Annotated in this window: 19 protein-coding genes; 14 read left to right on the top strand and 5 right to left on the bottom strand. The window is 40.7% G+C overall.

Annotation, left to right across the window (positions count from 1 at the left end; translation table 11 throughout):
- Positions 1-74 precede the first annotated feature (74 nt).
- Complete coding sequence (locus tag ACPUEN_RS15810; protein WP_425636865.1) at positions 75-1,448, top strand: alkaline phosphatase family protein; 1,374 nt, start codon at positions 75-77, stop codon at positions 1,446-1,448.
- A gap of 66 nt (positions 1,449-1,514) precedes the next feature.
- Positions 1,515-2,528 (top strand): gliding motility lipoprotein GldB, encoded by a 1,014-nt coding sequence (gene gldB / locus ACPUEN_RS15805; RefSeq protein ID WP_425636864.1) that lies wholly within the window; start codon positions 1,515-1,517, stop codon positions 2,526-2,528.
- A 337-nt stretch (positions 2,529-2,865) separates the two neighbouring features.
- On the opposite strand, the gene ACPUEN_RS15800 is transcribed toward gldB, so the two are convergent.
- From ACPUEN_RS15800 to nth, 3 genes are read right to left on the bottom strand one after another with little or no spacing between them, the layout of a single operon-like run.
- Positions 2,866-4,089: a glycosyltransferase family 4 protein gene (locus tag ACPUEN_RS15800; protein ID WP_425636863.1), complete on the bottom strand. Its 1,224-nt coding sequence runs from the start codon at positions 4,087-4,089 to the stop codon at positions 2,866-2,868.
- Positions 4,086-5,861: an asparagine synthase (glutamine-hydrolyzing) gene (gene asnB, locus ACPUEN_RS15795; protein ID WP_425636862.1), complete on the bottom strand. Its 1,776-nt coding sequence runs from the start codon at positions 5,859-5,861 to the stop codon at positions 4,086-4,088. Before asnB ends, ACPUEN_RS15800 begins: the two co-directional genes overlap by 4 nt.
- Positions 5,861-6,532, bottom strand: coding sequence for an endonuclease III (gene nth / locus ACPUEN_RS15790; RefSeq protein ID WP_425636861.1), 672 nt, complete (start codon positions 6,530-6,532; stop codon positions 5,861-5,863). Before nth ends, asnB begins: the two co-directional genes overlap by 1 nt.
- A gap of 340 nt (positions 6,533-6,872) precedes the next feature.
- Here nth and ACPUEN_RS15785 point away from each other — a divergent pair, with 340 nt between their 5' ends.
- Both ACPUEN_RS15785 and ACPUEN_RS15780 read left to right on the top strand, forming a co-directional pair.
- Positions 6,873-7,985 carry a P1 family peptidase gene (locus ACPUEN_RS15785; protein WP_425636860.1) on the top strand — a complete coding sequence of 371 codons (1,113 nt, stop codon included), beginning with the start codon at positions 6,873-6,875 and terminating at the stop codon, positions 7,983-7,985.
- Between the two features lie 9 nt (positions 7,986-7,994).
- Positions 7,995-9,983: a heavy metal translocating P-type ATPase gene (locus tag ACPUEN_RS15780; RefSeq protein WP_425636859.1), complete on the top strand. Its 1,989-nt coding sequence runs from the start codon at positions 7,995-7,997 to the stop codon at positions 9,981-9,983.
- 42 nt (positions 9,984-10,025) lie between these two features.
- Here ACPUEN_RS15780 and ACPUEN_RS15775 read toward each other — a convergent pair whose 3' ends face one another.
- Complete coding sequence (locus ACPUEN_RS15775) at positions 10,026-10,883, bottom strand: nucleotidyl transferase AbiEii/AbiGii toxin family protein (protein WP_425636858.1); 858 nt, start codon at positions 10,881-10,883, stop codon at positions 10,026-10,028.
- The gene (locus ACPUEN_RS15770) at positions 10,880-11,518 is read right to left on the bottom strand and encodes a type IV toxin-antitoxin system AbiEi family antitoxin domain-containing protein (protein ID WP_425636857.1); all 639 of its coding nucleotides are present in this window, start codon (positions 11,516-11,518) and stop codon (positions 10,880-10,882) included. The genes ACPUEN_RS15775 and ACPUEN_RS15770 overlap by 4 nt, the downstream gene beginning before the upstream one ends.
- 147 nt (positions 11,519-11,665) lie before the next feature.
- Between ACPUEN_RS15770 and ACPUEN_RS15765 the strand changes: the two genes are divergently transcribed.
- The 10 genes from ACPUEN_RS15765 to ACPUEN_RS15720 all read left to right on the top strand — a co-directional run bounded on the left by ACPUEN_RS15765 (position 11,666) and on the right by ACPUEN_RS15720 (position 25,996).
- Positions 11,666-12,025: a cupin domain-containing protein gene (locus ACPUEN_RS15765; RefSeq protein ID WP_425636856.1), complete on the top strand. Its 360-nt coding sequence runs from the start codon at positions 11,666-11,668 to the stop codon at positions 12,023-12,025.
- A 129-nt stretch (positions 12,026-12,154) separates the two neighbouring features.
- Positions 12,155-12,901 (top strand): DUF2490 domain-containing protein, encoded by a 747-nt coding sequence (locus ACPUEN_RS15760; RefSeq protein WP_425636855.1) that lies wholly within the window; start codon positions 12,155-12,157, stop codon positions 12,899-12,901.
- A 113-nt stretch (positions 12,902-13,014) separates the two neighbouring features.
- Positions 13,015-14,712 carry a gamma-glutamyltransferase gene (gene ggt, locus ACPUEN_RS15755; protein ID WP_425636854.1) on the top strand — a complete coding sequence of 566 codons (1,698 nt, stop codon included), beginning with the start codon at positions 13,015-13,017 and terminating at the stop codon, positions 14,710-14,712.
- A gap of 18 nt (positions 14,713-14,730) precedes the next feature.
- Positions 14,731-16,029 (top strand): APC family permease, encoded by a 1,299-nt coding sequence (locus ACPUEN_RS15750; RefSeq protein WP_425636853.1) that lies wholly within the window; start codon positions 14,731-14,733, stop codon positions 16,027-16,029.
- 140 nt (positions 16,030-16,169) lie between these two features.
- Positions 16,170-17,057, top strand: coding sequence for a catechol 1,2-dioxygenase (locus tag ACPUEN_RS15745; RefSeq protein WP_425636852.1), 888 nt, complete (start codon positions 16,170-16,172; stop codon positions 17,055-17,057).
- 25 nt (positions 17,058-17,082) lie between these two features.
- Positions 17,083-19,116: a prolyl oligopeptidase family serine peptidase gene (locus ACPUEN_RS15740; protein WP_425636851.1), complete on the top strand. Its 2,034-nt coding sequence runs from the start codon at positions 17,083-17,085 to the stop codon at positions 19,114-19,116.
- A gap of 20 nt (positions 19,117-19,136) precedes the next feature.
- Entirely contained in the window at positions 19,137-19,328 is a 192-nt protein-coding gene (locus tag ACPUEN_RS15735; protein WP_425636850.1) for a hypothetical protein, read from the top strand.
- Between the two features lie 58 nt (positions 19,329-19,386).
- On the top strand, positions 19,387-20,454 hold the full coding sequence (locus tag ACPUEN_RS15730; protein WP_425636849.1) for a DUF3500 domain-containing protein: 1,068 nt from the start codon (positions 19,387-19,389) through the stop codon (positions 20,452-20,454).
- 139 nt (positions 20,455-20,593) lie between these two features.
- Complete coding sequence (locus tag ACPUEN_RS15725; protein ID WP_425636848.1) at positions 20,594-21,976, top strand: sensor histidine kinase; 1,383 nt, start codon at positions 20,594-20,596, stop codon at positions 21,974-21,976.
- Between the two features lie 255 nt (positions 21,977-22,231).
- A complete protein-coding gene (locus ACPUEN_RS15720) occupies positions 22,232-25,996 on the top strand; it encodes a two-component regulator propeller domain-containing protein (RefSeq protein ID WP_425636847.1) in 3,765 nt (1,254 codons plus the stop codon).
- The last annotated feature ends 1 nt before the right edge of the window (position 25,997 follow it).

Genomic DNA, 25,997 nt, shown 5'->3' with positions numbered 1-25,997 from the left:
GAAAGCGACACACAGAGGCATGATTGTAATCTCTGCGAGATTCCATATGGCAATTGATAAACTATTATAATCATATGAAAAAGACAGTTGTCTTAGATATAGTAGCGCTTTCTCCTCGAGTAATTGGGGAGCATACTCCTTTCCTGAAAAAATGGATAGAAAAAGGAAAACGTGCAGTAGTAGAGCCTGTTTTACCAGCTGTGACATGCTCAGCTCAGTCAGTTTATTTGACAGGAAAGTGGCCGACTGAAAACGGGATTGTGGGAAATGGTTGGTATTTCCAAGATGAATGTGAAATCAAATTTTGGCGCCAATCCAACAAGCTGGTACAATCACCGAAAATCTGGGAAACACTAAAGAAGGAAAATCCTGAATTTACTGTAGCCAACATGTTTTGGTGGTACAATATGTACTCCAGTGCGGATTATGCGGTCACGCCAAGACCACTCTATCTTGCTGACGGCCGCAAGGAGCCAGACTGCCATAGCCAACCCATGGAGTTAAGGGATCGACTTCAAAAAGAATTGGGTCAATTTCCCTTGTTTTCTTTTTGGGGACCAAATGCAAACATTGCCTCAAGCAAGTGGATCGCAGATGCCTCCAAAAAAGTAGATGAATGGCACAATCCAACCTTAAACTTGATTTATATTCCTCATTTGGATTACTCGCTTCAGAAGTATGGAATCGATTTTGACAAAATAGGCAAGTACCTAAAAGAAGTAGATGAGCTCTGTGAGGACTTGATTACTCATTTCGAATCACAAGGGACTCAGGTGATATTGCTATCTGAATATGCGATCACAACCGTGAGCAAGCCGATTCATTTAAATAGAATTTTTAGAAATCAAGGCTGGATTCAGGTGAAAGATGAACGGGGATTGGAAACATTAGATGCCGGAACGTCCAAAGCTTTTGCAGTAGCAGATCATCAGGTAGCACATGTGCATGTGAATGACCCAGCTATTTTACCACAAGTGAAAAAACTCTTGGAGACAACTCCAGGAGTTGAATTAGTATTGGACAAGGAAGGGAAAAAGAAGCACCACCTAGACCATGAGCGCTCAGGTGATCTGGTGGTAATGGCAGATAAAGATTCTTGGTTTACCTACTATTTCTGGTTGGATGATGCCAAAGCACCAGATTATGCACGCTGCGTGGATATCCACAAAAAGCCAGGATACGATCCTGTTGAGTTAATCCTTAATCCAGACATCAAAATTCCTTTGCTCACCGTCGGGTCAAAGGTGCTAAAGAAAAAGCTTGGTTTCCGTTACTTGATGGACGTGATTCCTCTAGATGCAACCTTGGTAAAAGGTGCCCATGGAAGATTGAGCGCAGATGACCTTGACAAACCTCTGTTGGTTTCTCAAGACTCAAGTTTAGTAAATTCGGATACTATTCAGCCAACAGATGTTTATGATGTTATTTTGAAAGCCGTAAGAGGGTAATAGTATTTAAAAAATATCGTTAAGTCTCTTTAGCGTTTCTATTCCTAGTTTTGATAAAAATTATTGATGCAAATTTCCAGTAAATCATACCCATACTTATTCCTATTACTGATTATTGCTTTTGCCTGTGGCAAAAAGGAACAAAGCTGCGAACTTTCATCTGAGATCTTAGACCAAGATCTAACTGTAAATATTGTTCGATTAGAGCAGGACTTTTTCAATGCCAAATCAATTGATGAATTCAAGTATTTATTTGAGGAGAATCCAGAATTCACAAAAGAATATCTCCAAATGGATCTATACCCAAGTGCAGACACGTTGGCTGCCGAGCTACTAGCAATACATCAGGATTCTTCCATGCGAGTTCTTTATGATTCAGTTGAAGTGGTATTCAGCGATTTTTCTGATGTGGAAAAAGATCTTGAAAATGCATTCAAAGCGATAAAATATTATTTTCCTCAATTTCAAATTCCAAAGGTTTATACTTTTACTTCAGGATTTAATTCTGACTTGGTAGTGACCGATGACTTGATTGTCATAGGATTGGACTATTTCTTACCTCCTACCCATACTTTCCAGCCAGAATTACCCCGCTATATGGCCGAGCGCTACGATCGCCCATACATTGTCCCGATGATAGTGATGGCTATTTCAGCTAGGTTTAATGAAACTAATCCTCAGGATAATAGATTGCTTGCCGAGATGATTTACTATGGTAAAACCTATCATTTCACAAAAGCCATTTTGCCTTGTACCTCGGATCAATACATCATCGGGTACACACCAGAGGCGATTTCTGAGAGTTTTGATAATGAGGAATTGATATGGTCTCACTTTGTGGAAAATGAATTATTATACGAGACAAACCCTTTTGAAATCAGGAAATATATTGGGGAGGCGCCATTTACCGATGCTATAAGTACTAAAGCTCCTGGCAGATTGGGAAGATGGTTAGGCTGGAATATCGTAGACGACTACCAGTTTACCCAAAATGTGCCATTAGACATCTTGATGGCAGAACCTGATGCAGAGAAAATTTTTAGAGAATCAGGTTACAGGCCACGAAAGCCAAATGAGTAAGGTTTCAATTCCCCCTGAAACAAAAAAACGAGTCTAAAATTAGACTCGTTTTTCACCAATAAACCCTATCCTATATTATCGTACTATTTTAATTTCTTGAACTGTTGATGTTAGCATCAACTATTTGACTCAAACAGATAAAAATCAACATTTTACATTTTTTTCAAACTGTTGAGTATTCTTAACCTACGCAATTCCAAAAGGTTTAAATAAAATGTATATTTTTTTTAAACCTTTCAGATCAATTTAGTTATCAACTAGTTATAACGCTGTTTTGAAGCAAAGAACTCGTAATAGATCTCTCAAGAGGGATAGGCATTCCAATAAAAAAATGGGGCTAACCTGTCAAAATGATATAATCTTTATCAGATGAGTTTTCGTTCTTTCCAGGTAATATCACTTTTATCAAGTGAGAAATAGCCAGTTCTTTGGTGAAATGTTGCTCTGCCAGCCTCCGCGAATTTGCCCCCATTTTTTCCAATTCTTTTGGATTCCTTTCCAGGCTTTCAAGCTTCGCAAAAGCTGACTCAATCTTAGATGGAAGGCAATTAATTCCTAGATGATGCGTCTTCATCAAATCAAACACCCAACCCTTATGGTTAACCAAAACTGCTTTGCCTGCTGCCAAAGCGTCAAAAAATTTATTAGGACTGTTCGTTTTCAAAACAGGTAAATGCGCGAAAGAAATCCAGGCTAAATCTGCCAAACTCAAGACTTCATTTACCTTTTCTTTGGAGCCAAAGGGAATAAAACGAATACTTACAAGAGATTTTTCCAATGCTATTTTTCTCAATTGAGCTTCATGACTGCCCTCACCCATAATCAGAAAATGCCAGTTTTTTCCTCGATTTTGAGCCAATTCTGCTAGATTCAAGAGCTCTTCTACTGCATTTACTTTTCCTAATGCTCCAGTATAGGCAATAGTCAGGCTAGTGGTTAACCCAAACTCATCAAGAATCTCTTTTCTTTTCTCCATTGGATAAAACCTGTCCAAGTCTGAGAAATTTGGAATCAAGTGAATCCGTTGTGCAGGGGTAACTTTCCGAAGGTGAGCCGCTATTCCGGGAGAGAGGGCAACTAGACTCATTGCTTGCTGGTAGATTTTCTTCTCTAGGGAAACTAAGCTCTTTTTTAAGATAGGATTACTGATCGCCCCAACTTCTATGGGAGCCTGCGGCCAGAGGTCTCTAACTTCAAAAATATATGGGATCGCCAACTTTTTTTTTGCCCAAAGTCCAAGCAATCCTGTAGTCAAAGGAGTGGAAGTGACATACATCAAATCAGGCCGAGGAAGCTTCTTAATTAATTTTTTAGCTTGCCGGACATAGCTTAAAAAAGACCAGACTCTTTTAATAAATCCAAATTTCTGATCGTAACTAACGGGTAAATAATGAACTTTAATCCCTTCTATCCAGCGCTGATCATATCCTTCTTGCCCTCCACCAGTGATCATTTCCACTTCGTGTCCTGCATCTACTAGTCCCTTTGCCAGGTGAAATGAACGCACAGCTCCTCCTTCTTGCGGCGTTTTGAAATACTGATGGATGTAAATGATCCTCATAGCTTGTGCAATTTCACCCATTCTGCAAGAAGAAACAGGTTATAGAGTATTAAAAAATGTTGCTTCACGAAAAGCTCAGGTCTGGAGGAAATTTCTCTCATTCTTTCAGGGAAATATTCTCCGTGAGATTTTTCAAAGGCTGTTATCGAATTGAAAACGCGGCTGGCAAATTCTCCATTTTCTGCAAACCATTCTTTCAAAGGCAACCCAAAGCCCATTTTCTTACGCTCAGAAATCCAGTTGAGTTCCAACTCATTTAAATATTGCTTGATCCAAGGCTTGCCTTTTAACGAATTCTCGTTTTTTACATTCTTCCACAATGCTAGCATTGAAGCGTCTAAGTAAGGACTTCTTCCTTCTATGCTATGTGCCATCAAGGCATTGTCCTGAATCTTCAGCACATCTTGGACTAGGTAAACTTGTCGGTCAAAATCCAACATTTGAGTGTATTCCGGGAGGTTTTTATTAAAAATTCTGGAATGATCTTCAGCCAAATCATCTGGTAGGTTTTCCAATCCACTGAAATTAAGAAAGGTCTTTTGAGGACTTGGGTCGATTGCTGAAATGAACTTTTGGTAACTTCTACCCAGAGGTATATTTCCCAAAATTCCCTGAAATCTTAGGAGTAACTCTTTATGTTTTTGGTAAATATCAAATGCCTTATGTCGCTGATATCCTCCCCAAAGTTCGTCAGCACCAGCGCCCGAAATCAGTACTTTCACAGATTTTCTCGCTTCTCCCCCGATCATCCAAGTCAAAAATCCTGCTGAATCCCCAATAGGTAGATCCACACTTTTCAGATATTCATCCCAGTTTTCCCAGAATGTTTTTTGATTGATAGTAATTTGATGGTTAAAGGAAGGACATTTTTCCGTGAAGCGTCTTGCTGCAACTCCATCCGCATATTTCTTTCGATATTTTTCCTCTGTTTGAATGGTGTAGGTAGGTAAGGGAATTCCCGTTTCCTTATACCAAATCGCGTAGAGAAGCGAACTATCTGCTCCCCCGCTGAGCTGCACTCCCACAGGGACATCCGCTCGAAATTGATTCAAAACGACTTCATTTAGCGTGGTTTTGAAGGAGTCAAAAATTGGTTCAGCAGATGGTTTTGCTTTGATGGAGATTTTATCCCATCGAAATGCTGAGTGACTTAAAATTTTACTGTATCGCTCAGGTTTCCATTCATGGATTCCTTTGAAAAAAGTATTGCCCAAATGAGGTGCTCTCAGGTAGAAATAGTTTTCAAAATGCTTTGAATCGACCTTCGAGGACTTTAATTCTTGAATACTTCTGCATTCTGAAGAAAGGATAAGAGTATCTGGATTTTGAGCATAGTAAAGTGGTTTTTCACCATTTCCATCTCTTGCGACAATCAGAGATTTATCTCTTAAATCCACAAAAATCAAAACAAACATACCTTGAAGTTGCTCCACTCCTTTCGTACCAAAAACTCGAAGTACATGCAAAACTACCTCAGTGTCTGATTTTGTAATGAAGATGATTCCCATCTTCGCCAGGATATTTTTTAAGGCTTTATAATTGTATAGTTCACCATTCCAAATCAATAGGGAAGCTCCATCTGGAGCCCAAAATGGCTGGTCTGCTTCCACCCCAGTATGTAGAATTTTCAGGCGACTTACGCCTATCCAAAGTCCAGGCCATGGACTTAAGCTTGCTTGCTGATCTGGACCACGATGCTGACTTTGCTGAAGCATGCTATTAATAGCTTCTTCATTTGCGCCTTTTCCCCAGATCAGATGGATTCCACACATTAATTATCAGATTCTACTTTGGTGATTTTGCCCTGATTTTTCTCAAAATACTTACACAAATGGGTCAGCGTGCATTCTTCACATTTTGGCCTTCGAGCCAAACACACGTATCTCCCATGCAAAATCAGCCAATGATGTGCGATATGCACAAACTCTTTAGGGATGTGGCGGATTAGTTGTTTTTCTACTTCCAAAGGAGTTTTGGCTGTTTGCGAGACTAAACCCAGTCTTTTCGAAACTCTAAAAACATGCGTATCGACAGCCATATTTGGCTGATTCCAGACGACCGAGGTAATGACATTTGCTGTTTTTCTACCCACACCAGGAAGTTTGATCAACTCAGGAACGGTCGAAGGAACCTCACCTCCAAAGTCTTCCATGAGCATTTTGCCCAAGCCTAAAAGATGCTTAGTCTTATTATTCGGATAAGAAACGGTTTTGATGTAGGGGAAAAGTTCATCAAAATTCGAAGCGGCCAAAAACTCAGGTTCAGGGAATTTTTCAAATAAAGCTGGCGTCACCATGTTGATCCGCTTGTCTGTGCATTGCGCCGAAAGTACCACTGCACACAGGAGTTGGAAAGGATTTTCATACTGAAGTTCTGTTTCAGCAATGGGCATATTTTCCCGAAAGTGATTGATGATGGCTTCGTATCGTTCTTTTTTGAGCATGTTGATTTATTTAACCGCAAAGAAGGCGCGGAGTCCCGATTATCGGGAAACACAGAGGACGCTAGCAAGTATTTATTCTTCAGACCATATTAAAATTCAATCCCAGAAAAAGAATCTGAGATCACAATCGCTTTCAGACTGAGCTAATTCGAAGTCATCATTCCTAATTTTCTTCTGAGCCGAATGCTAATTTAAAAGATGCGCTGTGCATTCCCATTTTTCCGGACAAATAGGTAAGAAAAAACTATTATCAAATCAAAAAGCTCTTAATTATTTGGATTGGTGGACCAAGTAATTTTTCCTTCAATGCATAAAGTTTAAATTCGGGAAACTCCCAGCTATGAAGCACCTCAACTACTTAATCACAATCCTACTTTTATCTACCTCAGCAGCATTTTCTCAGGAAAGACCACGTGAAAAAGGGATCATTTTCGGAGTACTTCCGACGGGTTCGCTCAATGCAATTACTGACGTTCCCGGAGTGAAAGTGGGGCATTTCACCAAAATAGAAGGAGACAATATTCGCACTGGAGTAACCGCCATTTTGCCACACGGAGGAAATCTCTTTCAGCAGAAAGTCCCTGCAGCTATTTATGTTGGAAATGGCTTTGGAAAGTTGGCTGGCGTCACACAAGTGCAGGAATTGGGAAATATTGAGACTCCCATTATTTTGACTAATACACTCAGCGTGGCCGCTGGAATAGAAGGTGCGGTTCGTTATTCTTTAGAACGAAATGAAAATGCCCAATCAGTGAATGCTGTGGTCGGTGAAACGAATGATGGCTATCTCAATGATATCCGCGGAATGCAAATTTCTCCAGAAGAAGTCATCCAAACGATCAAATCGGCAGAAAGTGGCAAAGTCACTGAAGGAAATGTGGGTGCTGGAACTGGTACGGTTTGCTTTGGCTGGAAAGGCGGAATTGGAACTGCCTCACGAAAACTTCCCGAAAGTTTGGGAGGCTACACAATCGGGGTTTTGGTACAGACAAATTTCGGAGGAAATCTTCAGATCGATGGAGTCGCCGTGGGAGAAGAAATGGGAAGGTATCCATTTCGCGATGCGATGGAAAAATCTGACGGAAGCTGCATGATCGTATTGGCAACTGACGCTCCCGTGCTGGAGCGTAATTTGGAGAGAATGGCTAAACGCGCCATCATGGGTCTTGCCAAAACAGGAGGTATCGCGTCAAATGGATCTGGTGATTATGTGATTGCATTTAGTACGGCAGAGGGACTTCGAATTCCATATTCTGCAAAATCAGGAGCATTGGAAAGTGGCGAATTTATACGAAATGATGACATGACTTCCCTCTTTTTAGGTGTGATTGAGGCTACAGAGGAAGCCATTGTAAATTCCCTGTTTGCAGCCGAAACGATGACAGGAAACCAAGGCCACAAAGTCGAGCAGTTGCCAGTAGATGTGGTAATGAACTTGATGAAGAAAAATTAAAGCAGCTTTATGACAAGCAATAATCAAAAAAGCCAGTTGGAGAGTGATTGCTGCGCAGTAGATGAAAAAGTAAATCATGAAGAGCATTCGCATGATAGCGGACATGATCACGACCATTCTATTTCAAAAGAAGAAAGCCTGCTAAGATTTTTTGCACCTGCTATTTTTTCATTTGTGGTGATGACGATTGGACTCGGTTTCGATCATATTTTTCCACAGAATTGGTTCCAAGGGTGGATTCGCTTTGGCTGGTATTTAGTAGCCTATTTGCCTGTTGGTTTACCTGTTTTGAAAGAAGCGTGGGGAAGTATATTGAAAGGTGATATTTTCTCAGAATTCCTGCTGATGGGAATTGCAACGGTTGGGGCCTTTGCGATCGGTGAGTATCCTGAAGGGGTAGCAGTAATGCTTTTCTATTCCGTTGGCGAGGTTTTTCAGGCTATGGCAGTTACGCGGGCAAAGACGAATATTAAGACGCTACTTGATCAACGGCCAGCGGAAGTGACGATTTTGGAAGGAAATTCTGCCAAAACGATCAAAGCTGCCACCGCAAAAATCGGGGATATCATTCAATTGAAAGCCGGAGAAAAGCTTGGCTTAGACGGCGAGCTACTTTCTGAGAAAGCTTCATTTAACACCTCCGCACTAACTGGAGAAAGCAAGCCTGATTCCAAAGAAAAAGGCGCGGAGGTATTAGCTGGAATGGTGAATCTGAATACTGTATCGCAAGTCAAAGTGACTACAGCTTACACCGATAGTAAGCTTTCCAGAATTCTTGAATTGGTTCAAAATGCAACTGCTCAAAAGGCTCCTACAGAGCTTTTCATCCGAAAATTCGCAAAAATCTACACACCTATTGTGGTCTATCTAGCAATAGGAATTTGCTTTCTCCCCTTCCTCTTTGTGGACAGTTACGAATTCAGTGATTGGCTGTATCGGGCACTGATTTTCTTGGTGATTTCCTGTCCCTGTGGGTTGGTGATCAGTATTCCGTTGGGGTATTTTGGAGGAATCGGAGCAGCGAGTAAACATGGCATTTTGTTCAAGGGAAGTAATTTTCTTGATAGCATTACTGAGATCAAAAATGTGGTGATGGACAAGACAGGAACGATGACTGAAGGCGTTTTCGATGTACAAGAAGTTCATCTTCGGCCTGAATTTGAGCAGTCAAAAATCCTTGATTTAGTCAATGCATTAGAAAGCAAAAGTACGCACCCAATCTCAACTGCCATTAAAAAACATGTGGGTGAGATTGATTCCAGCATTGTTTTGGAAAATGTAGAAGAGGTAGCCGGTCATGGCTTGAAAGCCCAAATAGATAGAAAAGAACTGCTTGTTGGAAATTTCAAACTTCTGGACAAGTATTCCATTCCTTATTCCATCGATCCCTCCGGGATTGTTTTCACTTTGGTAGCTATAGCTTATGATGGAAAATTTGCTGGCTATCTAACCATAGCGGATAGTATAAAATCCGATGCTCAGCACACCATAGCTCAACTCAAATCTATGGGAGTTGGCATCACCATGCTAAGTGGCGATAAAAGCAACGTCGTCAAGTTTGTCGCGGATAAACTGGGTATTCCCAATGCATTTGGTGATTTGCTTCCTGAAGATAAAGTGCAAAAAGTCAAAGAAATCAAAGCTCAAACAGGGACTGTAGCCTTCGTGGGTGATGGAGTGAATGATGCTCCCGTGGTTGCGATTTCCGATGTAGGTATCGCGATGGGCGGCCTGGGATCTGATGCAACCATAGAAACTGCTGATGTGGTGATCCAAGATGATAGGCCAAGTAAAATTCCCATTGCCATTTCCATTGGGAAAAAGACCAAGAAGATCGTCTGGCAGAACATCGGGTTTGCTTTTGGAATAAAACTGCTGGTGTTAATTCTAGGGGCCTTAGGTATAGCGACGATGTGGGCTGCAGTTTTCGCGGATGTGGGAGTGGCATTATTGGCAATATTGAATGCCATACGGATTCAGAGGATGAAGTTTGGGTGAGAAGGCGGGGTGTTGGATGTCCGCTGACGGATGAATGTCTAGTTAGCTATTATAAAACTTCAATTTTTTTATTAAATCCGTAAAATATTGCCGGCTCCAAATGGCAATTACACTTTCATTGGGAATGAACCGTACAACATCAACTCGAATACCCCCAAAATCTACAGTTGATATTTTAGAAATTAATAGGTTGATAAATTCCTCCTTGGTTATTGTTTCTTTATGCCAATCTCCTGTGTCTCTAGCTCGGTGAAGAAAGTGATTAAGATCCAATAGAATTCCTTTTTTGATATACCACTCCATGTCATACCAATCACGTCCTTTAACTCTATTTTTCCACTTTCTGAACAGCAAAGCGTGCATCTTGCCTGCAAAGAGGCTTGGTGGCGTAAAGCATTTGACATAAAAAGAAAATGGGCGAAGCAATAATTTTTCTTCAGTTTCGAATCCCAAAGGGGGTTCTCTGTCCACTTCAATTTTAATCTTAATAGTTGGCATATGTTTCACTCCAGCTTGTGGTACAATACCTTGCAACTCCAACTCTTTCCAAACGGTAGCTGATTTTAAGAAAGCAGAGTCTATACTTGAGTCGACTTGCTTTTTTTTTTCCATAATTCTTACGTTCATCCCTATCGCCTCAAACTCTGTAATGATGGCCTCAAAGTAAACTTCGAGGGAAAAGTCTGAATCTTTTTTCAATAAGGAAAAATCAAGATCCTCGGAATATCTATCCAAACCGTAAAAAACCCGTAAAGCAGTTCCTCCATAGAATGCAGCCTTCTCAAAAAATGCCGCACGTTGTAATCCTGCCAAAGCTACATCCTGCATGATTTCACGTATCGCAGCAAAATAATCTTCTTGCGTCTTGGGGTTATACTGTTCAATCCATTCTTGAATCATAAGCTTTGAATAGTTTTGACAGCCATCTCCAGACTGGGTTTCTTCGCTGCATCAGGAATCCACGAGCTCAAAGCTTCCAAATCAAATTTTAGAAGTAAATCTTCATCAATTCTCATATCTTCAATTAAGAAATCCATGACCTGTTTATTGCTTCTCAGGTTAATTCCTGGAGTCATAATTATCTTATCACAAATGGCCTTTTCAGGAGAAGCTATCATTGCAGTTTGTCTTGGGGTTAGATTTACACTGCGAATGCCAAAAGTATAATAGGGTAAGGGTGCCTGTTTGTAACTAAACCTTCCTACGGCTGTCTTATAAGCTTTTGTAGATTTGACAGTCACCGAAGTAATTTCAAAAACTCGTTCAGGTATCATCCCCCAATAAGAGAGTGCGGATTCCATAGAAACATAGCTTGGACCCCAGATATGATTGGCTAAGAGAAAGGGTTCAGGCCTAGTTAATTTACTTTTTGGTCCGGGAATATAGATTCCATTTTTCACAATTGTAAGCCAATCAGATTTCACTAATTCTGAAATCTTATCATTTGGCCTCTTATAACTTCTCAAAAGGGAAAGCATAACCTGCCTGGTTAACGGTTCTTCATGATATCCTTCCAAGAGTTCAGAAACTTCCATAATGTCAAATATTAATACAAAAATCGGATATTTTCCGATTTACCTCTCTTTTTCTGACATAAAAGAGCGTAAATATCATGTAAGTGACCCAATAATTTTCCTAAATTCATACAGCTTAACAGTAGCAAATGCAGGAATTGATAAACTATGGAAAAAGTAAATATTAACGAGAAATTTGGCTTGATTAAGGAACTGTGGACTCCCAAGATCATTGGCGAGCTAAATGGTCAGGATGTGAAGCTGGCTAAAGTGAAAGGTGAATTCGTTTGGCATAATCATACCGATGAGGACGAGCTTTTTCTAATAGTGAAAGGTTCATTAAAAATTGAGTTCAAAGGAGAAAGCGTCACTCTGAACGAAGGGGAAATGCTCGTCGTTCCGCGTGGAGTAGAACACAGACCTGTCGCTGAGGAGGAAGCTTGGATCTTACTTTTTGAGCCTCAAAACACCAAGCACACAGGTGATGTCAAATCCGATTTGACTGTGGATAAGTTTGAAAAAATATAGGTTTACTCATGAAAGTCAAAACCCCGTAAGAGAGATCGTTGATACTGATTTTTTTCAACAAATATATATTTTCTATTACCCTATTAAATTACTAGGATTTAGTGTAAAATTGTAGCTTAATTTGCTCTTTTGAAAGCAGTTGCATTTTCCTCTATTTTCGTAATCCTGAGTTTTTGGCCAAAACTAACCTTGGCTCAGAAGGATGTCATCCATCAGCAACTAATCTGGTACGGATATTTTTTCACAGTTCCGGTTGGTGAAAAATGGTCTATAATAGCTGAGGTGCAGGAAAGGCATTTTGTTCATCCTTTGGTTCAGCATCAATGGTCACTTAGAGCTCACATTCATCGCAAATTAGGAGAAAGTGGATGGGAAGCCTCTGCTGGTTTTGCAGGCTTTTTCCAAAGTCCAAGCAATCCTTATTCCGAGCTTGACCTCGTAGAGCCTGAGTTACGGCCTCATCTAGAAATGGCATATAAGCAAAAGCTCAACAAACTAACAATTGATCATCGTTACCGAGCAGAAGCCCGGTATTTTCACCATCTGAATTTAGTAGCTTCGGAATTGGCAGACGGCTACTTTTTCGGAAGTTTTAGATTTCGCTATCGCATTATGGCTTCTTACGCTATTTGGAAGATTAAAGAAAATCAACTCTTGAAATTAATTGCAGGGGATGAGCTGATGGTGCAGGCTGGGGGAAACGTGAATCATACATTTGACCAGAACAGGTTAATAGCCGGAGTGAATTTTACTTTTTCGTCAGCATTAAACATGGACCTCACCTATCAAAAATGGATTAATCAACGTCAATTAGGTGGCTATTATAATCGGGATATTTTCAGATTAACAGTGAATCACCGTCTGGAGGTTAAATAAAAAGGATATGAATAGAAATAACTTCCATTTTTCCACTTATCAGAACTCTTACCAATGATCTAGTATTTTCTCTTATTTTTACTCAAACCACACTTTACCAACCTTTATACTTGATGAAAACTAACTTTATTAAAAAGGTAGCGGTAGGCTACTCATTCCTTCTTTTATTTTTTACCAGTGACATCCAAGCCCAAACCTATGCGGAAAATGGAATGGTCGTCTCTGACCATGTCATTGCGTCTCAGGTCGGAGTAGATATTTTGAAAAAGGGTGGAAATGCTATCGACGCAGCAGTCGCAACTGCCTTCGCTTTGGAAGTAACGCACCCTGAGGCTGGAAATATTGGAGGAGGAGGATTTATCGTTTTTCTGAATTCTGCCGGCGAAGTGACCACATTTGATTTTCGTGAAAAAGCCCCTTTGGCAGCAAGCCCAACTATGTTTCTCGATGAAAATGGAAAGATCAAAGACAACTCAAATCACCGAGGCTTGCTTGCTGTAGGCGTTCCCGGAACGGTAGCGGGACTCTATCAAGCACATCAGAAATACGGAAAATTGCCTTGGGCTGATTTGGTGAAACCATCAGTTGAGTTGGCAAAAAAAGGATTTACCATGTCTTGGGGTTTGTATAACGCTGCTGTGAGAGTAAGTGACAGGGATCCTTCGGAAGACATCATGAAAGATTATTTCCGAGGAGAAAATGGAGAAATCGTAAAGCCGGGAGAGATTTGGAAGCAGCCTGCTTTGGCAAAAACACTCCTAGAAATCCAGAAACATGGCAGAGATGGTTTCTACAAAGGCTGGGTCGCTCAGGAGATCGAAGATTACATGAAAGCAAACGGCGGAATTATCACCAAAGCCGATTTGGAGAAATATGAAGCCGTGGAGCGTGAGCCCGTAAAAGGCACCTTTAATGGATATGAGATTTACTCCATGCCTCCACCAAGTTCCGGCGGAGTCGCACTGATAGAAATGATGAATCTGATGGAGCAAGCGAACATCTCTGAAGTTGAGTTCAACTCCACTGCCTATGTTCATCTAGTTGCCGAAGCAATGCGAAGAGCTTTCGCCGATCGAGCCGAATTTTTAGGTGATCCAGATTTCAATTTGGATATGCCTTTAGATAGATTGCTTTCCAAGGAATATGCCAAAGCACGCTTTGAAAACCTAGATATGACTAAAGCGTCTATCTCTGATCCATCTCAATATGGTCATCCCTATGGAGGAGAGAATACCACTCATTTTTCTGTGGTGGACAAAGACGGAAATGCCATTTCCATGACCTATACCTTAGAAAATTCCTATGGAGTGAAAATGGGTTCTTCCAAACTTGGCTTCATCTTCAATAATGAAATGGGTGACTTCAATCCCGTGCCTGGCGAAACGACTACCACCGGACAAATCGGTTCTAATCCAAATCTAGTCGCTCCAGAAAAACGCATGCTTTCCAGCATGACACCTACGATTGTGGCAAAAGACGGCAAGCCCTATTTGGTAATCGGAAGCCCTGGAGGAAGAACAATTATCAACACCGTTTTTCAGACAGTACTGAATGTGCTAGCCTATGATATGCGAGTGGATAAAGCGATAGAAGCAATGAAAATCCATCATCAGTGGCTTCCAGATAGAATTTTGTATGAATATAATCTGCTTTCTCCAGACACTAGAGAGGCGTTAGAAAAAATGGGACATACGCTTATGCCGACTTCTAATATCGGGGTACTGATGGGCATCACTTACGATGCATCTACGAAACTATACACCGGCGCTTCTGATTCTTCCAGTGAAGATGGCGGAGCAAGAGGTTATTAACCCAATCAAACTGTAATCATGGAAAAAGAAACAGGGTTAAAAAGAGAGATTGGTTTATGGGGACTCTCTGCCAACATTGTTAACATTATTGTCGGTGCAGGGATTTTCGTTTTGCCAGCGATTGTAGCCGAAATTATGGGTTCCGCAGGCATCTTTGTGTACCTGTTTTGTGGATTTCTGATTGCTTTGGTGATGCTTTGTTTTGCCGAAGCTGGCAGTAAAGTGACTCGATCTGGAGGAGCATATGCTTATGTAGAAACAGCTTTCGGGCCATATACAGGTTTTTTGGCCGCCGTATTTATGGTGATGGGAAGTGCGTTTTCAGATGCTGCTGTAGCTAATGCTTTGATAGAATTGATCGCACTGGCCTTTCCGGTTTTTGCGAATCAATACATTCGTATTTTACTTTTGTTGCTCATTTTTGGAGGCTTGTGTTTTCTAAATGTGATCGGGGTGAAGCAAGGAATCGGCTTAGTGAAGATCAATACAGTGGCGAAATTGACTCCTCTACTTTTGCTGATTCTGTTCAGCTGGAAGGATGTTTCCTTTTCCAATTTGATGATAGAAAATGCAGATTCCTTCAAAAATTTTGGAGCGGCTTCCCTGATTTTATTTTTTGCGTTTCAAGGTGGAGATGCAGGATTAACCGTCGGTGGGGAGATCAAAAACCCCCAAAAGACAGTTCCAAAGGCTATTTTCATGGGGATCGGCTTTGTATTGATTCTTTATGTCCTGATTCAATCAGTTTCGCAAGGAGTCTTGGGAGATCAATTACCTGGGTTTAAAGAAGCTCCTCTAGCATCTGTGGCAAATGTTGTATTTGGTCCAATAGGCTACACACTTCTATTAATTACTGCAGGAGTTTCCATGTTTGGAATGCTAAGTGGAGAAATTCTGAATTTGCCAAGAGTGTTATTTGGATTGGCCAGTGACCGAGTGATTCCATTCGAAAAATTGGCTGCAATTCATCCCAAGTTCAAGACTCCATATTACTCCATTTTACTTTATGCCGGAATCGGATTTACCCTTGCAGCTATTGGCGGTTTTCGACAGCTCGCCGTGATCGCTTCAGCCAGTATGCTATTGGTTTATTTTGGTGGGGCCTTATCGGTAATCAAATTGAGAAGAAAGGAGAAAGCTAATTTTGGAGACTTCAGAATACCTTTTGGATATACAGTCCCAATTCTGGCAGCTGGAATCATACTCTTTTTCCTATCCAATTTGACTGGCTATGAAAAAACAGGAATTCTTGTTTTTATAACTGTGCTCACTGCAGTTTACTTTGCAGTGAGGCTCCTTTCGAAGAAGAACAACTAAAGCTCTAAAGCGAAATCCCGAGTTGAAAATTGTAAAATAGCGGATTGTTTATTGTATTATTACAAGTGTAGACCTTTCAAAATCAGAAGGATATAGCTGTTTTTTAGTTTTTTTGACCTACATTCTTAAACCCAAAAATCATGAAAAGGAGACGATTTATTAGCTCTGCAGCACTTAGTGTGACCGCCATGAGCACATTCGGATTTATCCATTTTAATGGAGAAAAGTACGTCGGTGATTGTGCCACAACTTCAGATATTCTAGGTCCATTTTATCGGCCAGAAAGCCCTATGCGTTCCAACTTAAGAATAGCGGGGGATAAAGGAAAAAAGATTGAATTAGCCGGTAAAGTGCTCCATCAGGATTGTATTACTCCTTACAAAAATGCGAAGTTAGAACTATGGCACTGCGATGCTGAAGGCGTTTATGATAATTCCACTTCAGAGTTTCGCTATCGCGGCACAGTGATGACGGACAAGGATGGAAATTATGGGTTTCAAACCATTCTTCCTGTCCCTTACGATGCTGGAGGAGGATTGATAAGGCCTGCACATTTTCATCTTATGGTGACTGCCGATGGCTATCAATCTTTAGTCACTCAATTGTATTTCAAAGGAGACGAAAATGTCGCAAATGATCCTTGGGCTGCACGGTCAGCAGATCGGGTGTTACCTATAAAAGAGCTTGCGGATGGTACTAGCCAAGTAGTTTATACTATAGGAATGGCTGCTACGCTCAAGGTAGAATCAGCCTCATTAGATCGACTGACAGGTGAATACAGCCTTGAAAATGACCCAAAAAAGACTATCGCTTTTTTCAAAAACAATAATGGTCTGTGGTTGAAAAATGAGGTTTTCGGAGAGGAATATGTCTACAGCGGCAATAATATTTTTACTTATCCCGCAAATCCAGACGGAACTTTTGAGAAGTTCCAATTCGATTTTGTAGCTTCTGGATCAGTCAAGTTGATTCATTCCTTTGACTATGGAAATATGGGAAAAGGAGAAGAAGTTTATTATAAGAAATGAGTTATCAAATACTTAGTAAACAGTTATGAAGATTAAATTTATTTTTATCTGTGCCCTGGCACTCTTTGCTCAGATCAGACTACAAGCCCAGCAAAAAACCAAGCTGGAACTCACTGATCTTTTTGACTTGGAGTATGTCACCAATCCCTCGATTTCTCCTGATGGAACCAAGGTAATCTACGTTCGGAATTTCAAGGATATCATGACCGATCGCGATTATTCCAATCTCTGGATCACAAACACAGACGGTACTCAAAACCGGCCTTTGACCCAAGGAAATCATAGAGATGTAAGTCCAGTCTGGTCTCACGACGGAACTAAGGTGGCCTATCGATCCAATCAGCAGGATGAAAAAATGAAGCTTTTCGTCATGTATTTGGATACAAAGGTATCTGTGGCTCTAACCAATTCGGCAAATCCACCGGGCTCGGTGTCTTGGTCATACGATGACCAGCAATTAGCTTTTACGCAATTTGTCCCAAAGGCTAAAAAGTCACTTTTGAGTATCCCTGGAAAACCAGAAGGCGCTACATGGAATGAGGCTCCGATTTATATCGATGACATGAAATATCGTGGCGATGGAGCTGGATATCTCAAGCCCGGAAATCAAGAGATTTTTACGATTGGAATAGCTGGAGGAACGGCAAGGCAATGGACCTCAGATGAATTTGATTATGGGTCGCCTCTTTGGTCAAAAGATGGCACCAGTCTTTTTTTCTCGGCAAATCTCAACGAAAACCATGAATTCGAGCCTACCAATTCTGAAATCTATCAATTGGATTTATCCACTGGTTCAATCAAAGCTTTGACTTCAAGATTTGGCCCCGATAGGACTCCAGTACTTTCTCCCGATGGCTCCCAAATTGCTTTTACTGGATTTGATGACACATTCCAAGGTTATCAAGTAATGAATCTATACGTCATGAATACCGATGGCTCAGGAATTAAAAACCTAACTGCGGATTTGGATAGAGACGCTGGAAACCCGCAATGGGAGTCCAATAGCAAAGGAATCTATTTTCAATACGACGAAAAGGGAGACACCAAAATTGGGCATGTGACGCTCACTGGAAAAATCAGAACAGTCGTGGAAGGACTTGGAGGTCTTGATATAGGAAGGCCATATAATGCCGGAGACTACACTGTTTCTAGCAATACGAAGTTTGCATTTACACTTGGCGGAGCAGATCATCCTGCTGATTTGGCAGTTTGGTCAGATGGAGAGATCAAAAGAATTACAGCATTGAACGACGATGTATTTTCATACCGAAATATTGGAAAAGTAGAGGAGATCTGGTGGAAGTCTTCCTTTGATCAACTGGATATTCAGGGCTGGATAGTTACTCCACCAAATTTTGACCCAAGCAAAAAGTATCCATTCATCTTAGAAATTCATGGTGGTCCATTTGCTATGTACGGAACCAGCTTTTCATACGAAGTGCAACAATATGCAGCGGCTGGTTATGTGGTGTTATACTCCAACCCGAGAGGCAGCACTGGTTATGGACAGGATTTTGGTAATTCGATTCACCACGATTACCCAAATCATGATTATGCAGACTTGATGTCTGGGGTGGATGCTGTCATCGAAAAAGGATATGTGGATACGGAAAATCTATTTGTAACAGGCGGAAGTGGCGGTGGATTGCTAACCGCATGGATTGTGGCCAAGACGAATCGCTTCAAAGCGGCGGTTGTCGCAAAGCCAGTGATTAATTGGTCTACTCATGTACTTTATGCTGATAATCCTGCTTTTTTTACGAAATACTGGTTTCCAGGAAACCCTTGGGAAGAGCCAGAAAACTATGCTGCCCGCTCTCCAATAACATTTGTAGGAAATGTAAAGACACCAACCATGCTTTTATCCGGTGAAAATGACTACAGAACCCCCATCGCTGAATCCGAGCAATTTTATGCAGCGCTCAAGCTTCAGGGAGTGGAAACCGCCATGGTTCGCATACCAAACGCTTCCCATGGACTAGTCAATCGACCAAGTATGTTGATGAGCAAATCGGCTTCAATTCTGAGCTGGTTCAACCATTATTTAAATAAGAAATAAATCATAATTGTAAATAGCAAATGGGACTATTTTGGAACCTAATCCAGCAAAGTCAAATTCAAGACCATAAAGCAAAAGCCGAGACGCTCGAGGTAAGAGTCAGAAACCTAGAATGGGAATTGGCAAATACCAGAGAATTATTAATCAAAACACTCAAAATTCTCGAAGAGCAATCTGGTAAGGACATAGATGGAGATGGAAGAATTAGGTGAATATTTCTAAGGTGAAACTCTATCTAAAATTATCTTTTGAAACTTATCTATGTAAACTATGCTTAAACCAAGCTTAATTATCCTTCTTTTTTTCCTGACGAGCTGCCTTGCACTTGCACAGGATGTTGAAGCTCTTAAAAACGTAACGGTTTCCTTTATAGAAACATTACCTGATGAGCAGAAATCAGCGGTGGAATTTGACTTCTCTGATAGTTTGAGAACCAAGTGGACGAATTTGCCGCTAGGACTAGCTCCTCGAAGTGGAGTAAAGTATGGTAACCTTTCTGAAGAAAGTAAGATACAATTCCATAAGATGCTCAGTACTATCTTAAGTTCTCAAGGCTATTTAAAAGTATTCTCAATCATGCAGGTTGATGATATTCTTCACGAAATCATGGAGATAGCTTATCAGAAAGGGCAGATGAATGAGAATACCATCAAGATGATCCGAACCTTGGATTGGGACTATGGCAACTACTTTATTGCCTTACTTGGAGATCCAGAGAAGGATGATACTTGGGGTTTGAAATTCGAGGGGCACCACATTTCTCTCAATCTGACTGTTTCTGGGGATAAATTCTCCATGACACCCTTATTTCTGGGTTCTGATCCAGCTGTGGTGGAAGTGACCCAATATGCAGGATTGCGTCCTTTGAGCAAAGAAGAAGATTACGGTTTTTGGTTCGTGAATACCCTTGATGATGATCAAAAAGCCAAAGCGACCTTAAGTGAAAAAGTGCCTGGAGATATTCTTACCAGCCCTGGTCGAGATCAGTGGATCAAGGAATTTAAAGGAATCAAAGGCTCGGAATTGAATGCTGACCAGCAGAAAATCCTTCATTACCTCATCGAAGAATATGTTAATAATCTAGACCACCCAAAAGCAGAGGAATACCTTGGGATCTTGCATGCGCGCGGAATGGACGAAGTATATTTCAGCTGGATAGGAAGCTATGAGCCTATGAAAGCTCACTATTACATGATCCACAGCCCAGACTTCATCATTGAGTATGATAATGTAGGCTTTCTTGACAATGCCAATCACATCCACACGATATGGAGGGAGAACGGAAATGACTTTGGCGAGGATATCTTAAAGCAACATCGTCTCGCTCATCAACATTAACAGGTTCCCTTTCTGTCATTCCCCTCAAGGCAGTTAATAGTTTGATATGGAACTTGCCCTAGCAATCACTTCTAGAAGTGAAATTATGCTTATTTTGCTTCTTGCTTAGTACCGTTTTTTTAATTCTAGCTCAGTATCTATGGATTTTATACTTCTGATCATTGCTTTTAGATTCCTCCAAACGCATGCCCAAACCAAGGAGCTTTTTCCTGAGTGGCAAAGTATATTTTTAAAAGCGTTAATAGCCTCCTCTTGTTTATTAGCCTTAAACATAGTTTTTGATAGCCTAGAAGAAATAACGCGATGGATAGGCCATGCCGTAAATTTATATGTGGTTTACGCAGCTTACAATCGAAAAGTATTTGAACCGCTAAAGCCTTTTGTATATGCATTTTTCCCCGTGGTGCTTGTTCATGTGATCGAAGATCTTACTGAGCTGATAGCACCTGATTTTTATGATCGTTGGGACAATTTGTTTGGGACTGCATCCATATTTGCGTGGATCTGGCTTGTAGCTCAGTTTATCATTAATAGAAAGCAAAGAAAGGCCTTAGAGCTTGAGCGAATTAAAGCTGCTCATCAAGAACTTGAGTTTAAGAAGTCGCAAAAGCTAAAGGACGCCTTGGAAATTCAAGTAGCCGAACGTACTGCAGAAATCACAGCCCAAAAAGAGTCGCTGGAAAAGACCTTACACGAACTCAGAGCAGCGCAATCACAGTTGGTACATTCTGAAAAAATGGCCTCACTGGGTGAGCTGACGGCAGGCATAGCCCATGAGATTCAGAATCCTTTGAACTTTGTAAACAACTTTTCTGAGCTAAATAAAGAGCTTCTGGAAGAGTTAAAAGTCGAATTGACAAAGGGAGATCTGGACGAAATAAAGCTCATCGTAAGTGATCTGGAGGCGAATGAGGAGAAAATAGTTCATCACGGAAAGCGTGCAGATGCCATCGTGAAGGGCATGCTCCAACATAGCCGTAGCAGTACTGGGGTGAAAGAACCTACCAATATTAATGAGTTGGCTGATGAATACCTTCGCCTATCTTACCATGGGTTGAGAGCAAAAGATAAGTCATTCAATGCAAGCATGGAAACTGATTTTGACGATGAAGTAGGTACAGTAGATGTAATCCCTCAGGAGATAGGAAGGGTGATTCTAAATTTGGTGAATAATGCATTCTATGCGGTGTCTGAGAAGAAAAAGCAATTGAGTACAATTCAGGATTCTGAACTGGCAAGCACATATAAGCCTACTGTTTGGCTGAGTACAAAGAGAACAACTAATGGCGTTGAAATACGAGTGAAAGATAATGGGACAGGTATGCCAGATTCTGTCAAGGACAAAATATTTCAACCATTTTTCACGACGAAACCGACTGGACTTGGAACTGGCTTAGGCCTCTCATTAAGCTACGATATAGTCAAAGCCCATGGAGGAGAATTGTCAGTAACTAGTCAAACAAGTGAGCTGGAAAACGGACAAGAATCTTGGACAGAATTCTTCATTTCTTTGAGCAATTGAATTAAGATGAGACACCAACATAACTACACATTAACTGTTTCAAAATTGGACTTTTCAAACTTTACCTTTTCATCAAAAATTTTGAAATAAGTAAGAATCAGGCGTTTTTGAAGATTTAATGATTGGCTGAATTATTAAAAAAGTGCAAAAATTGTTTTATGTAAGGCATTTTATATGGCATAAAATATATTTACCTTTTACAATTCTTTTTAGAACATCTAGGCCAACGGATTTATACCAAATCGAGTTTTTGTAATGAGAAATATTCTCTTTTTTTTAGGAGGCGTACTACTTCTTTTTTCCTGTGCTACACCACAGGAGGACAAAGCTGTACCTACAACTACTCTTCTGGCTATTCCACAAATGACCTCCCTGAGTGATCTTGCAGATTCAATTCAGCCTATTAAAATAAATTTAGCAGAAGCACCAAAACCAGTACGAATCAAAATTCCAACCCAATCTGGTGGCTCCTATTCGCACATGAATGAATTAGGGTCCCTGACTCGGGTCAATTTAGAAAACCCTATTTCTCAAAACTTACCTTATTTAACTGATGAAAATGATCAGATCGTACGTGATTTAACAGGTGAACCATTCATCCAAGGAGATGGCGGAGTTTCACAGTTCAAAAATTACTCGACAGACAATGGTTTGGCCTTAGATGCAGTTAACAGCGCTGTTCTGGATAGCAGAGGGCATCTTTGGTTTGCTACCAATGGAGGAGGAGTCAGTCGATTTGATGGTTTAGCTTTTACAAACTATACAACCTCACAGGGATTAGCCGGCAATTCGGTTCGAGTTGCTTTAGAAGATAGTGAAGGTATTCTGTGGTTTGGCACAGTAGGAGGTGGAGTCAGTCGATTTGATGGCAAAGTATTCACCAACTATACTACTGAAAGTGGACTAGGGGATGATGCCATTTTGAGCATAATGGAGGATGCTGAAGGCAATATTTGGTTTGGAACCTACGGTGGTGGAGTAAGCAAATTTGATGGTAGTTCTTTCCAAACCTATACTATGGAGCAGGGATTAGCAGATGATGTAGTGATTAGTATTGCTCAGGACCTTTCTGGAAACATTTGGTTTGGAACGAATGGAGGAGGAGCAAGTAAATTTGACGGAACTACTTTTACAACCTTCACGATTTCGGAAGGGCTCTCTTCTAATAGAATTAGAAGTATTAAAGTTGATCGTTCAGGAAAAATCTGGTTTGGAACGATAGGCGGTGGAGTCAGTAGTTACGATGGACAAAACTTCAGAACCTTTGGGCATGCAGATGGTCTTGCAAGCTTGGTAGTACGTAGCATTGCCGAAACCCGTGAAGGGATCCTATGGTTTGCTACCGAAAAAGGCGCGAGCAGATACGATGGGCAACATATGACTACCTACACCAGAGAGCAAGGTTTGGCAAGCAACAGTATCTTGGATGTGGTGATCGATGCCAATGGGAAATTATGGTTTTGTACAGAAGGAGGCGGTGTCAGCAGGTTTGATGGAGGTAGCTTCACCAACTTTACCACCTCTCAAGGTTTAGGTGGAAATATTGTTTTGAGCACGGTTGAGGATAAAGCTGGGAATTTGTGGTTTGGAACGGCTGGAGGTGGCGTAAGCCGGTTTAATGGTGAAAAGTTTACAAACTATACTGCTGCTCAAGGGCTAGCTGGTGAAATTGTAAGTAGTAGCCATCGTGATCAAAAAGACAACTTATGGTTCGGAACAGGTGGAGGAGGCGTGAGCATGTACGATGGGGCAGCATTTACTACCTATACCATCGACCATGGATTGGCTGCAAATGAAGTTTATAATATTAGTGAAGATGAAAAGGGAAATTTGTGGTTTGGCACAGATGGCGGAGGAGTAAGCAAATTTGATTGGGAATCATTCACTACTTACACCTCGCAGAATGGCTTAGCCGGAGACGTCGTTTTAGGTATCGCAGAAGATAATTTCAAAAAGCTTTGGTTTGGAGCAGCAGACGGTGGCTTGAGTAGATTTGATGGATTGACATTCACAAATTTCACCTCTGATCAGGGTTTAGCTGATAATGCCGTGATAAGACTTGTAAAAGACAAACAAGGTAATCTCTGGATAGGCACAGAGAATGGCCTAAGCATTTTGAGTGCTGAAAAAATCAAGCAAATAGAAGCTGTAAGTGAGCTGGGTGATTACAAATCAATTTTAGAAGATCCTACCTCTTTATTCCAAAACTTCACCACAAACGAAGGACTTCCTGACAATGTGATTCTACAAATCGCAGAATTACCAAATGGAAAAATTGCTGTAGGCACCAATCTTGGGATCACAGTTTTTGATGGGGCCAAAACAGGTCAACCATTAGATTCACTGAGAAATATTGAAGTCTTTAATTCTGAAACAGGCTTTCCTGTCAAAGATCTTGTTGATGGCCAAAATGGAATGTACGTGGATCAAAAAGGCATACTTTGGGCCGGAACAGGAAATAACAAAACTGCTTTGGTTCGGTTTGATTACAATAAATTAAAGCGAAATCATACAACTCCATCTGTCTTGATCAAGGAATTGCGCTTAAGTGAAGAAGTGATCTCTTGGCACAGTTTAAATAAGCAATATGATGCTATTTCGACGAATACCTTTCCCCGCACCATAGATGAATTGATTGTTTATGGAAAAGAATTGAGTACTACTGAGCGAACAGAGTTACAGGATAAATACGATGGAATAGAATTCGACAGTATTTCTGGCTTTTTTACCCTTCCACAAAATCTTGTTCTTCCTTACCGAAACAACGACATCAACATTGATTTTGGGACGGACGAGTTATCCAAGCCATTTTTGGTAGAGTATCAATACATTCTCGAAGGCTACGATGAGAAATGGAGTCCGATTCTGAAGAAAACCACCGCCAACTTCGGTAACATTCAAGAAGGCAAATACACTTTCAAGGTAAAAGCTCGATTTACGGGACCTGTGGACGCAGGCGCTGGCGAATGGACGGTTCCAATTAGTTACAGTTTCGAAGTCTTACCTCCACTTTACAGAACCTGGTGGGCATATTTGATTTATGGTTTACTTTTCATTTCACTGATTTACCCAATTACTATTTATCAGCGAAACCAGGTTATCAAGGCTGAAAATGAGCGAACAAAGGAACGTGAATTAGAACATGCCAAAGCTATAGAAGTTGCCTACACTGAGTTGGCTTCCACACATGAGAATTTGAAGGATACGCAAGCTCAGCTACTGCATTCGGAAAAAATGGCTTCTCTTGGTGAATTGATGGCTGGAATAGCACATGAAATTCAAAACCCGCTGAATTTCGTGAACAACTTCTCAGAAGTGACCAATGAATTGGTCAAAGAAATCAAAGAAGAAAGAGCAAGACCACAAGAAGAGCGTGATTCAGAATTGGAAGATGATATTCTTGAGGATATTGAAAGTAATCTTGAAAAAATCACCAAGCATGGGAAGCGCGCCGGTGCTATAGTAAAAGGTATGCTTCAACATAGCAGAAGTGGCAAAGGATCAAAAGAACCAACGAGCATAAATGTGCTTGCAGATGAGTATTTAAGACTATCTTATCACGGTTTAAGGGCCAAAGACAGCTCATTTAATTCTGATTTTGAAATGGACTTTGACTCAACTCTTCCATTAATTCCTATGGTGAGTCAAGACATGGGACGAGTACTGCTTAATTTGTTTAACAATGCTTTTTATGCAGTCAATGAAAAGAAGAGTGAAGTAGGAGATGATTATAAGCCTTTAGTAACCGTGCAAACTTCGAAAATCGAGCTAAGCAACGATAAACATGGCATTCAAATCAAAGTGACTGATAACGGAAAAGGAATACCAAAAGCAATAGTAGAAAAGGTTTTTCAACCTTTCTTTACGACCAAGCCAACAGGGCAAGGAACTGGACTGGGACTTTCTTTGAGTTATGATATTATTAAGGCTCACAACGGCGAAATCCGTGTAGAGTCTACTGAAGGGGAAGGAACAACCTTTACAATCAACCTGTTTATTTCATCCTCCAACCCTAGTTAAT

It is taken from the genome of Algoriphagus yeomjeoni (assembly GCF_049821175.1).
Lineage (GTDB): Bacteria > Bacteroidota > Bacteroidia > Cytophagales > Cyclobacteriaceae > Algoriphagus > Algoriphagus yeomjeoni_A.
This window is presented reverse-complemented; position numbering and strand designations above follow the sequence as displayed.

Excerpts from the sequence above, each read along its gene's own strand:
- ACPUEN_RS15810 (WP_425636865.1), top strand. The coding sequence starts at position 75 with ATGAAAAAGACAGTTGTCTTAGATATAGTAGCGCTTTCTCCTCGAGTA.
- gldB (WP_425636864.1), top strand. The coding sequence starts at position 1,515 with ATGCAAATTTCCAGTAAATCATACCCATACTTATTCCTATTACTGATT.
- ACPUEN_RS15800 (WP_425636863.1), bottom strand. The coding sequence starts at position 4,089 with ATGAGGATCATTTACATCCATCAGTATTTCAAAACGCCGCAAGAAGGA.
- asnB (WP_425636862.1), bottom strand. The coding sequence starts at position 5,861 with ATGTGTGGAATCCATCTGATCTGGGGAAAAGGCGCAAATGAAGAAGCT.
- nth (WP_425636861.1), bottom strand. The coding sequence starts at position 6,532 with ATGCTCAAAAAAGAACGATACGAAGCCATCATCAATCACTTTCGGGAA.
- ACPUEN_RS15785 (WP_425636860.1), top strand. The coding sequence starts at position 6,873 with ATGAAGCACCTCAACTACTTAATCACAATCCTACTTTTATCTACCTCA.
- ACPUEN_RS15780 (WP_425636859.1), top strand. The coding sequence starts at position 7,995 with ATGACAAGCAATAATCAAAAAAGCCAGTTGGAGAGTGATTGCTGCGCA.
- ACPUEN_RS15775 (WP_425636858.1), bottom strand. The coding sequence starts at position 10,883 with ATGATTCAAGAATGGATTGAACAGTATAACCCCAAGACGCAAGAAGAT.
- ACPUEN_RS15770 (WP_425636857.1), bottom strand. The coding sequence starts at position 11,518 with ATGGAAGTTTCTGAACTCTTGGAAGGATATCATGAAGAACCGTTAACC.
- ACPUEN_RS15765 (WP_425636856.1), top strand. The coding sequence starts at position 11,666 with ATGGAAAAAGTAAATATTAACGAGAAATTTGGCTTGATTAAGGAACTG.
- ggt (WP_425636854.1), top strand. The coding sequence starts at position 13,015 with ATGAAAACTAACTTTATTAAAAAGGTAGCGGTAGGCTACTCATTCCTT.
- ACPUEN_RS15750 (WP_425636853.1), top strand. The coding sequence starts at position 14,731 with ATGGAAAAAGAAACAGGGTTAAAAAGAGAGATTGGTTTATGGGGACTC.
- ACPUEN_RS15745 (WP_425636852.1), top strand. The coding sequence starts at position 16,170 with ATGAAAAGGAGACGATTTATTAGCTCTGCAGCACTTAGTGTGACCGCC.
- ACPUEN_RS15740 (WP_425636851.1), top strand. The coding sequence starts at position 17,083 with ATGAAGATTAAATTTATTTTTATCTGTGCCCTGGCACTCTTTGCTCAG.
- ACPUEN_RS15735 (WP_425636850.1), top strand. The coding sequence starts at position 19,137 with ATGGGACTATTTTGGAACCTAATCCAGCAAAGTCAAATTCAAGACCAT.
- ACPUEN_RS15730 (WP_425636849.1), top strand. The coding sequence starts at position 19,387 with ATGCTTAAACCAAGCTTAATTATCCTTCTTTTTTTCCTGACGAGCTGC.
- ACPUEN_RS15725 (WP_425636848.1), top strand. The coding sequence starts at position 20,594 with ATGGATTTTATACTTCTGATCATTGCTTTTAGATTCCTCCAAACGCAT.
- ACPUEN_RS15720 (WP_425636847.1), top strand. The coding sequence starts at position 22,232 with ATGAGAAATATTCTCTTTTTTTTAGGAGGCGTACTACTTCTTTTTTCC.